Consider the following 8,064-nt stretch of genomic DNA (forward strand, 5'->3'; position numbering starts at 1 on the left):
CCCCACACCCCATTCCCCGGAATAGTTCTCAGTTTTGAATTAAAACTCAAAACTTAAAACTCAAAACTTAAAACTCAAAACTGTCTTCCCCACTCCTCCGTAAGGTTTTAGATGAAATACTCGATCGCACAAACAATTACAATCGCTGGATTGGGTTTAGCTGGGCTGTTAGTCTTAAGCGTGACAGTCTTCTGTTATTGGAGTTGGGCAGAATATGGGAGGGAGCCAACTCCCCTATTATGGATTGCGATCGCTAATAGTATCGCCACGATTTTACTCGGTGGGGTGATTTCTCTAGTAATGAGATTGCACTTTAGGGCGCATCAAACAGAAGAAGCACTTTTTAGATCGAATCAGGAGCTAGAAACTAGAGTAGCAGAAAGGACGGCAGCATTAAAGAATGCTAATCACGAATTAGTGGCAGAAATTGTTGAGTGTAAGCAAATAGAAGATGCCCTGAAAATTAGTGAACAACGCTTTCGTGTGGCGCTGCAAAATTCGCCAACTGTTGTCTTTACTCAAGACTGCGAATTGCGTTACACATGGATTAGTCTGGGTGCTTTTGGCAGAGATTCTCAGCTAATTGTCGGTAAATCAGACGCTGAAATCATGCCACCTGAAGATGCAGAAAAGATTACAATTATCAAGGGCAAAGTCTTAGCAACGGGAGAGGGAGTACGCCAAGAAATTTGTGTGACTATTAACAGAGCAATTCAGTATTGGGATCTTCATATAGAGCCGCTGTTTGGAGCAGCAGGAGAAATTTTCGGTATTACGGGTGCAGCGACTAATATTACTGAATTGCGTACTCAGACACAACTGTTACAAGCCATCTTTTATGAATCACTAGATTCGATCGCGATCGCAGATAATTGGGGTAATTATATAGAAGTCAATCCTGCCGCCTGCAAGTTATTTGGTTTTTCTGCTGATGAACTTCTCTTCAAGCATATTGCAGATTTTATGCCACCAAACTTCGATTTTGAAGCAGCTTGGCAAACCTTCCAAGAAAAAGGACAGTTAACAGAGGAAATCCAGATAGTACTTCCAGATGGTACGGTACGAGATATTGAATTTGCGGCGAAAACCAATGTTTTACCCGGTCAACATTTATCAATTATTCGCGATATCACAGAGCGTAATGAAAGAGCTAAAGCACTACGTCAGAGTGAGTCACGTTTTCGGCACTTAGCAGAAAGTCTCAATCTAATTCCTTGGGAAGCTGACTTAATTACCTTAGAATTCACTTATATCGGACCGCAAGCTGTCAGACTTCTTGGTTATCCTCTAACAGAATGGTATGGAAATCCTCAGTTTTGGGTTAACTGTATTCATCCCGACGATCGTAATTGGGCTGTCTCTTATTGTCGCCAACAGTCTTTTATTGGAGAAAACCATGAATTTGAGTATCGGATGGTGGCAGCAGATGGGCGGATTATTTGGGTTCGCGACATCGTTCATATCTCCAGAGGTGAGGGTAATTCTGGCAAATTGCGAGGGGTGTTTGTAGACATTACCGAAAGCAAACAATTGGCAGCAGATCTAGCAGCAAGTGAGCAATTATACCGCACCATGACTCGTAATTTTCCTAACGGTGCAGTTGCCTTATTCGATCCAGATTTACGCTACACTATTGCCGATGGGAAAGGATTAGCAGAGGTTGGTCTTTCTAAAAATTTATTAGAAGGTAAAACTATTTGGCAAGTTTTCCCGACTGAAATCTGTGAAATACTGGAACCCTATTATCGAAAAGCATTTCATGGTATAAGTACTGTGTTTGAACTTGCTTATAGCGATCGAATTGACTTCGTGTATATTCTGCCAATAGCGAACGAATTAGGAGAAATATTTGCTGGCATGATGATGAGCCAAGATATCAGCGATCGCAAACGAGCGGAACTTGCTTTACTTGAAGAACGCAACTTTATTTCAGCTATTTTTGATGCTGCCAATGCTTTAATTTTAGTTCTTGATTTCCAAGGTAGAATTGTCCGCTTCAATCGGGCTTGTGAGGAATTAACCGGATATGCTTTTCCTGAAGTTAGGGATAAATACTTTTGGGATCTATTCCTACTTCCAGAGGAATTAGAAGCAGTGCAAGCCGTTTTCCGAGAACTCCAATCAGGTGAATTGTACAACCAACATGACAATTACTGGGTGATGAGAGATGGTACTCGCCGACTAATTTCTTGGTCGAATAGAATTCTTCTGGATACAGATGGTACAGTCAAATATATTATTGCTATTGGTATTGATATCACCGAACGGAAGCAAGCGGAACAAATACGTCGGCAATTAGAACGAGAACAAGAACTATCTCAACTGAGACTCCGCTTTTTTACTCTTGCTTCCCATGAGTTTCGCACTCCCCTAAGCACTGTTTTAGGAGCTGCCCAAACCCTCCTATTGTTTGCTGATGAATGGCCCAAAGAGCAAATTCAGAGGAGTCTCTCCCGCATTGAATTAGCCGCTCAACGGATGAGGCAACTTCTCAATGATATTCTGACAATCAATCGAGCCGAGACAGGTAAATTAGAATTCACTCCAATCCTCCTAGATGTCCGTAAATTTTGCCAGAATCTTATCAAAGAAATACAATTAAAAACGGCTTATCAATACCGAATCTATTTTCGGGAAGAATTGCTGGAAAAAAATCTATATTTAGATTTGCAATTATTGCGCAATATCCTTGTTGATTTACTTAATAATGCGATAAAATATTCTAATGAAGGAGCAGAAGTTACTTTAGAATTAACTGGTACTAACAAAGAAATAATCTTCAAAATAATCGACAAAGGAATTGGTATTCCCCCATCAGATATCCCTCACCTGTTTGAGGCATTCTATCGGGGGGCAAATGTTGAGGGTATTCCGGGTTCCGGATTAGGGCTAACCGTGGTTAAAAATTGCGTAGACGTACATGGCGGTAGTATTGCGGTGACTAGTCAAGTTGGGCTGGGGACAACAGTAACAGTTGTCTTCCCAGGTGTGAGGTGTGAGGTGTGAAAGAAAATGCTAGAATATTCCTTCCATCCTCTCGCCTCTTCCCAGCCTCTAACCTCTAACCTCTAACCTCTTCCTAACATGAGCGATAAAAGTGACAGTTACAAAGTTATTAGCGATAATCGGGAAGTCCGTTTTCGCTATGAAATTTTAGAAACCTACGAGGCGGGGATTGAGTTAAAAGGCACAGAGGTGAAATCCATCCGCGAGGGTAAGGTGAATTTGCGAGATGGGTATGCCCTGATTCGCGATGGGCAAGCCTGGTTATTAAATGTCCATATCTCCCCCTATCAAAAAAGCGCCGATTATTTCAATCACGATCCCCGCCGTACCCGCCGCCTCCTCCTCCACAAACAAGAAATCCGCAAACTAATTGGTAAAGTGGAACAACAGGGTTTAACCCTAGTGCCATTGAAAATGTATTTTAAAAAAGGCTTTGTTAAAATTACAATTGCTTTGGGTAAGGGGAAAAAGATTCATGATAAACGAGAAACCATCAAAAAACGTGAGGATCAACGAGAAATGTCCCGGGCAATGAAACAGTATTAAATAATAAAGTATAGTTTCCCTTCTTCAAGAATTAGGGACTATAAATGATCGAGGATAAAAGCCAAAACAATTATGATAGAGGAGATCGATCTTTGTCTTTAAAATATATCCAACTTCTACCTACAAACGGAAAACCACCAACCCATTTAATGATTTGCTTGCATGGGTGGGGCGCAAATTTACACGATTTAGCCCCCTTAGCAGAAGCAATGAATCTGCCAAACTTCCAGTTTTTATTTCCCGATGCCCCTTTTCCTCATCCTCACGTACCTGGAGGGAAAATGTGGTACGACTTGGAAAGTCAGGATTATCAGGGATTAGCAGAAAGTCGGCAGATGCTAATCGATTGGTTAAACTCTCTAGAAGAGACTACTGGAATTGCGCGATCGCACACTATTTTAAGTGGATTTTCCCAAGGTGGCGCGATGACTTTGGATGTCGGAGTAACCTTGCCCCTCGCTGGCTTAGTATCTATGAGTGGCTATTTACATTCAAAACTTCAACCTATTCCCAAAGAATCCTTACCACCTATTTCCATTCTACATGGCAAACACGATCCAATTGTCCCCATTGCTGCGGCGCAAAAAGCTAGGGATACCTTAACCGCTTTGGGAATAGATGTGAAATATCAAGAATTTAATATGGCACATGAAATTAAACCAGAAGTCTTGACTGTAGTACGAAATTTTGTCTTGGATGCTGTTCACGATTACCCTGCCTAAAACACCAATTCACTAATCCCAACTCCTGCCCGTTGTCATTTGAGGAGCAATCCCCCTCGACATTCAAGTCAATATCCACTAGACATGTATAATATATAGATTATATACTACACTGCAGAGCGGCGATTTAGAGAATATTTGGTAGAAACTAAAGGGGGTGAGCTGATATGACAGTTTATAAAACTTACAAAGAAGTAAGAAATGGCTTCTCTCCAGAGGCTCAAGCACGTATTACCGCTGGAGCCAACAAGATTAGAGAACAACTCAAAATTCTCCGTACTCTTCGAGAAGTAGCAGGCATCTCACAAGAAGAATTAGCAGAGCGACTTGATGTCAAGCATCCCGATATTTCACAACTGGAAGAAAGAGAAGAGATCGCACTCAATACGCTGGTAGAAGTCGTCGTGGCTTTAGGTGGTTCCCTGGATATTACTATCAACTTCCCTGAGAAAGCTCCCATATCCTTTTCTCGGATAGAAACAATCCTGTCTCCTCCATTCACAGACAAAAAAAACAACCTCGATCGACCAACAAACCTCTAACATCAAGTTGCAGTCAAAGTTGACTTCTTTGCAAACCTTGGCGCTAACCTTCCTCGGTGGTGTAGCATAGAAGTTAGGTTAAATAATTTTCTATCCCGATGAGAAATCGTGTCAAATCCCAAAAAGGTTATTAGCCCTCCTTTGGATTATTAGCCCATAGTAGCTGAAACGACGCAATCTCGTCAAGTATTGAGAATTAATCTTAATAAATTTAACGAAGTTAAGCCACTTTCAGCCTTCGAGGATTTATTACGTTATGTAAATTACTTTGTTTTTGAGGGAGAGGGGTTGAGGAGGGCTATCCACTACCCGCATCTTTCCTACTCCCCTCTCCCTGGAAGACAACCTTCGTGTCTTTGTGTCTTTGTGGTTAAATAATGGAGTATTTTGACAACGGGAAGGGAGAAGGAAATAGCTTCTCGCCCCTACAAATCCCATTTTCAACCCACTAACCACACTAAAATCTGCTTCGCCATTCCTCTCTCGCCAGATTTGTAAGAAAGGAAACCTAATAATATGCGACACAAAATCCAACGCCGAATACTTGGTAAAAATAAACGTAATAACAGTTGCAATCCCACTTGCAATAGCCACGTCATCACCACAGCAAGCAAAAACATCCAGGGATGATTTAGTAATTCTGATCCAAACAACATCACCATTGCCGCCATCAGTATTAATGGTATTGTCCAAGATAGAATAGTTACAAATAGATTTAACCTTACTAATGAACCTATCCGCAACTGAGTTAGTAATTGTTCAATTAACCAATAGTGAGAAGCAGCAATTTGGCGATAAAAATGGGGATTTTCCAGGCAGTCTCGCTGAATCTGCTGCATAATATCCCCATCCAGAGAAATCACAGTCCGGATTAGGGCTTCTTTTGATTTTCCTGTACCATAATAAGTGCAAAAAGTCAAGCCAGATTGAAAAGGATTTTCCCCATCAATTAGGGTGTAATGGCGCAAATCAGCGAGGAATTCCGGGGAAATTTCTAGACGGCGACTCGTTTCTTGGGCGTATTGTATTTGGAGGAGAAGATCTTTATCTAAATTAAAGCGAATACCGTGAAACAGGATACGGGAAGGAGAAATTCGTTCTCTTTCCATAGCGATGTACCCTTCTAAATTCAGAGTTTTTACCAGAGAAACCCCCTGAAACTGCTGCTGTAAACGATGATGTGGCACAAGAGAAACTGTTTATTGTGATGAACCCCGTTGCAGCGTTACCTGCAATAAACCAATAATAAACTCCAATAGTCCCCGCCACTGCTTTTCGCTAGCCATCACCCCATCTCGGTGCAATTCCAGAAGCACTTCCCGCTGAGGATGGTGAAATAAATCTTGAGAGTAGCGGTTAATCACATCGCCATCAAGCTGAATTATAGTTTGGGCATAGATTGTATCAGTAATTATTCCACGATCGAGTTGGTTTTCTGGATTTGACAATAATTTCTGATTGCGACAATCTAATCCAGTTTTCACTTCAGCCATTTTCCGCAAACAGCGTAAGAAACGGCAGTTAGTGAGAAGTCGTTGCGCCTTAAAAATGTCTTCATGATTTTTGGGATGAATTGGGTTAGGTAATCGGGTGGGGGTTTTGGGAAATCCGGCGCTAGGATTGTTGAGAAACTTAGGATCAAAAAAATCAGAGTTGGGATTAGTTAGGAGTAAGCTATATTCTTGTTCCAAGTTTATCCGTAAATCCAGATAGCGATCGCGCAGAGACTCATGAATTCCCTCCTCTTCCAGATAATCGGGAGATATCGGATAAATTGAGCGATAGGTTTCCCAAGCACTAAACTTGTCTCCACTAATGGAATCCACCACCATAGTGTTAACTTCTAACGCCGTGATGTCGAGTAAAACTTCATCCAAGGATTGGAAGAATCGATCGAGGTTTTTACCCAAATTCGGAGGAGCTTTTTTGCTCTGTGAAATGGCTAGATTTGCACTTTCTGATTTATGTCGCTTTTCACTCACTGCACTCAACCCCTCTCACTAATTTTTCGGCTTAAAAAAGTAACTGGGAGGGGAAGGTGGTGGCTCTCGTTTGCCAGTATCATTGACATCTTCATCCCAATCCTCCTCATCATCCTCAGTGTCAGACAGTGGAGTAAAATCTTCCGCCGCTAACTCTATTTCTGAATCATCTAGCGATATAGAAAACTCCTCAAATGACATATCGTCAAATATAGATTCTTTCCGATTTGCCATTGAGCTGTCATCCCGTTTCCCTCCTTCCTGTCGATTGGCTCTTGATTGGGTTTCTTCAAAGAAAATGTCCATCATATCGCTAGACACTTCCGGAGAGCGATCCGACATGGAAGAAAAGCGATCTAATTTGTGGAGAGGATCGTCTTCTGGATCTTGTCTAAAATCAATATCTTCACTTCCGTAGAGATTCAATGGAGGGGGAGTGATATCTTCCAAAAGATCTGACAAATCAAAGCCACTATCTACCTCTATTGTTTCTGAATAAGGCTCAAGCTCATCAACGGCGAATTCATCCCAATCCTCACCAATATCCACATCCGATGGCAATTCCTGGATCGAGGGCGCTTCAACAAAGGGATCGAAATCTGCCATTAAATCTCCCCATTCTTGAGACTCTTGTAAATCCAATGGGGACACTCTCTGTATTATTTCCGGCTCATCTACAACCCAGTCATCCCACTCATCTTCTGCTTCCTCTTGCTCTCCTGCTAATTCTAATGACTCCAGACGATAAATGGGGTTATCGGGGGATTCTATCCGTGGTGATTCTGGCTCAATTTGGAAGTCTAAAGCATCAATATTCAATCCCGACGATACTGAAGGTGAATCTACCTCTTCGAGATCCAAATCTGCCCAATCTTCGCTGAGAATTGCCCAGTCACCCTCTTCAAGATCGGATTCAGATTCTTCTGATTCGAGTTGCAGGTTTTCTTCATCAAGAAACTCTCCCCATTCACCATCCTCAAGTTGAATCTCCAACCCTTCTTCACTCGGTAAGGGTGGGGCTGGTAAAGATATCAACAAATCTAAAACAGCGTCGTCGTCTTCCCTTTGTCGATCTAATATCTCTTGACGGTTTAAAGGTGTTACTTCTGGAGTGACATCTTCTTCAACGACAAATTCTTGAGAATCAATTGCCCATCCTCCTATGGCAATATCGTCAACTGGAGTATCTGGAGTTGTCGGTATTTCTGCTATGAAAGACTCTGGCTCGTCAATATACCATCCTGCTGGAATATCAGCGACGGGAGT

Annotated in this window: 7 protein-coding genes; 4 read left to right on the plus strand and 3 right to left on the minus strand. The window is 41.8% G+C overall.

Annotated elements, in window-relative coordinates:
* Positions 1–111 precede the first annotated feature (111 nt).
* The 4 genes from NJ959_RS20190 to NJ959_RS20205 all read left to right on the plus strand — a co-directional run bounded on the left by NJ959_RS20190 (position 112) and on the right by NJ959_RS20205 (position 4,816).
* Positions 112–3,006, plus strand: coding sequence for a PAS domain S-box protein (locus NJ959_RS20190; protein WP_254013540.1), 2,895 nt, complete (start codon positions 112–114; stop codon positions 3,004–3,006).
* Positions 3,007–3,084: 78 nt separating this feature from the next.
* Positions 3,085–3,552 carry an SsrA-binding protein SmpB gene (gene smpB, locus NJ959_RS20195; protein ID WP_254013541.1) on the plus strand — a complete coding sequence of 156 codons (468 nt, stop codon included), beginning with the start codon at positions 3,085–3,087 and terminating at the stop codon, positions 3,550–3,552.
* A 44-nt stretch (positions 3,553–3,596) separates the two neighbouring features.
* Positions 3,597–4,274: an alpha/beta hydrolase gene (locus NJ959_RS20200; protein WP_254013542.1), complete on the plus strand. Its 678-nt coding sequence runs from the start codon at positions 3,597–3,599 to the stop codon at positions 4,272–4,274.
* A 167-nt stretch (positions 4,275–4,441) separates the two neighbouring features.
* Positions 4,442–4,816, plus strand: coding sequence for a helix-turn-helix domain-containing protein (locus NJ959_RS20205; protein ID WP_254013543.1), 375 nt, complete (start codon positions 4,442–4,444; stop codon positions 4,814–4,816).
* 440 nt (positions 4,817–5,256) lie between these two features.
* Here NJ959_RS20205 and NJ959_RS20210 read toward each other — a convergent pair whose 3' ends face one another.
* The 3 genes from NJ959_RS20210 to NJ959_RS20220 all read right to left on the minus strand — a co-directional run.
* A complete protein-coding gene (locus NJ959_RS20210) occupies positions 5,257–6,003 on the minus strand; it encodes a hypothetical protein (RefSeq protein ID WP_254013544.1) in 747 nt (248 codons plus the stop codon).
* 12 nt (positions 6,004–6,015) lie between these two features.
* On the minus strand, positions 6,016–6,798 hold the full coding sequence (locus NJ959_RS20215) for a DUF8581 family protein (protein WP_254013545.1): 783 nt from the start codon (positions 6,796–6,798) through the stop codon (positions 6,016–6,018).
* Positions 6,799–6,816: 18 nt separating this feature from the next.
* A partial coding sequence (locus NJ959_RS20220; protein WP_254013546.1) for a hypothetical protein occupies positions 6,817–8,064 on the minus strand: 1,248 nt, incomplete at its 5' end.

The sequence above is a fragment of the Limnofasciculus baicalensis BBK-W-15 genome, from assembly GCF_024178385.1.
Lineage (GTDB): Bacteria > Cyanobacteriota > Cyanobacteriia > Cyanobacteriales > Coleofasciculaceae > Limnofasciculus > Limnofasciculus baicalensis.

What these genes read in the sequence shown, in the direction of transcription:
- NJ959_RS20190 (WP_254013540.1), top strand. Translation starts at nt 112, where the DNA reads ATGAAATACTCGATCGCACAAACAATTACAATCGCTGGATTGGGTTTA.
- smpB (WP_254013541.1), top strand. Translation starts at nt 3,085, where the DNA reads ATGAGCGATAAAAGTGACAGTTACAAAGTTATTAGCGATAATCGGGAA.
- NJ959_RS20200 (WP_254013542.1), top strand. Translation starts at nt 3,597, where the DNA reads ATGATCGAGGATAAAAGCCAAAACAATTATGATAGAGGAGATCGATCT.
- NJ959_RS20205 (WP_254013543.1), top strand. Translation starts at nt 4,442, where the DNA reads ATGACAGTTTATAAAACTTACAAAGAAGTAAGAAATGGCTTCTCTCCA.